The 1,516-nt window shown below is 75.1% G+C and carries 2 protein-coding genes and 1 pseudogene; all 3 read right to left on the reverse strand.

The window, feature by feature from the left end; all coding sequences use genetic code 11:
- Positions 1 to 52: 52 nt before the first annotated feature.
- Complete coding sequence (locus CCN39_RS47440) at positions 53 to 415, reverse strand: DUF4180 domain-containing protein (protein WP_086853704.1); 363 nt, start codon at positions 413 to 415, stop codon at positions 53 to 55.
- Positions 412 to 1,266, reverse strand: a complete 855-nt coding sequence (locus CCN39_RS47445; protein WP_158104621.1) for an alpha/beta fold hydrolase — start codon at positions 1,264 to 1,266, stop codon at positions 412 to 414. The genes CCN39_RS47440 and CCN39_RS47445 overlap by 4 nt, the downstream gene beginning before the upstream one ends.
- Positions 1,263 to 1,516 (reverse strand): annotated as a pseudogene (locus tag CCN39_RS50510) (helix-turn-helix domain-containing protein); the annotation flags it as partial. The pseudogene CCN39_RS50510 and the gene CCN39_RS47445, both read right to left, overlap by 4 nt.

Here is a 1,516-nt window from a genome sequence, read left to right on the forward strand (position 1 = left end):
CGCCCCGCGCGGGGCGATGGTTGCCCACCGCGGCCCGGTTGCGCCGCCCGGCTCAGTGCCGTGCGGCCAGCCGGGTGTCGAGCTCGGCGAGGTCGGCCACGAACCAGACGTCCTTGCCGCGGTTCGATTCCCGCACGACGTCACGGAAGGCGGTGCTCGCTTCGACGTGCGCGCGGACGTCGCCGAGCAGGACCAGCCGGTAGCCGTACTGGACGATCTTGGAGAAGAAGTGCCCGATGAGCTTCTCGTGCATGTCGAAGAACCGGGCGGCGAACCGCTCGACCGGCACGACGAGGACGTCGGCGCCCTGGCCGTAGGTCGCGCCGATCAGGTCGACGGCGTCCTGCTCGGTGCCGAGCTCGGGTCCTTCGGCGGGCTCGAACCACACCCCGGTGCCGTGGCGCTGCTCGATCACGATCGTTCCCCGGCCAGGAATGCCGCGGCGGCCGAGGCCCAGCCGGGCAGGAAGTGCCCGGCGTCCTCGGTCAGCCGGACGTCGGCGTCCGGGAGGGCGCCCCGCAGGTTCGCCGCCGCCTCCCGCTGGTCGAGGAGGACGTCACGGGCCCCGAAGTGCGCCTGCACCGGCATCACCAGTTCCCGCAGGCGCTCGACCGGGAACACCGGGATCGCCGCCAGCCGCGGCTTGAAGTGCTCGAACGTCGCGAGGGTGAACTCGCCGACCGCGCGCCGCGCCGGATCGGCCGGGCTGCCCTGGGCGACCATGGCCAGCGACCGGCGGCGGCCCCGGTCGCCGAAGAGGCCGTGGAAGGCGAACTTCAGCAACGGCGCCGTCCGGCGCCGGCCGACCCCGGACGGGTTGACCAGCACCAGCGCGGCGACCCGCTCGGGACGGCGAAGCGCGTAGTCCAGCGCCCACCAGCCGCCCAGCGAAGTGCCGAGGAAGGCCGCGCGCGGCAGTTCGAGCTCGTCGAGGACGTCGTCGACCCATTCGGCGTAGGCGGCCGACCCGAGCGGGGGCCGCGCCCCGACGGTCCGGCCCGGCTCGCCGGGCGCGTCGATCGCGTACACCCGCAGCCGCCCGGCCAGGGTGGCGATGTCCGGCAGCCAGTGCGCGGCGGTGCCCCCGGATCCCTGCAGCGCGACGACCGGCGGCGCGTCCACCGGACCGGACACCACGGCGAAGGTGTCGCCCAGCCGGGTGGCCAGCGTGCGCCGTTCGGACGGCACGGGCCAGCGGTCCAGGAGCCCGTCGTAGCGTTCGCGGACCGCGGCCGCACCCGCCGCCGACCGGTAGATCGCGGTCACGTCAGGTTCTCCGCGATCGAGGCGACCCAGCGCAGCAGGTCGGCGCCGGCGGCCAGGTCGCCGAGCACGATGATCTTCATGGTGGCGCGCTCCCCGTCGTAGATGGTTTCGACGCGCAGGGGCCGCTCGCCCCCGTCGCGCGGCCCGTTCACCGAGCCCACGACCATGGTCGCGATCCGGTCGGCCCCCGCCCGGTCGACGCCGGCGATCTCGACGACCCCCGAAAGCTCCGCGACCGGGGCCGCGGCCC

Origin of the sequence: Amycolatopsis kentuckyensis, assembly GCF_002155975.1 — a bacterium.
In the GTDB taxonomy this organism is placed as follows: Bacteria; Actinomycetota; Actinomycetes; order Mycobacteriales; family Pseudonocardiaceae; genus Amycolatopsis; species Amycolatopsis kentuckyensis.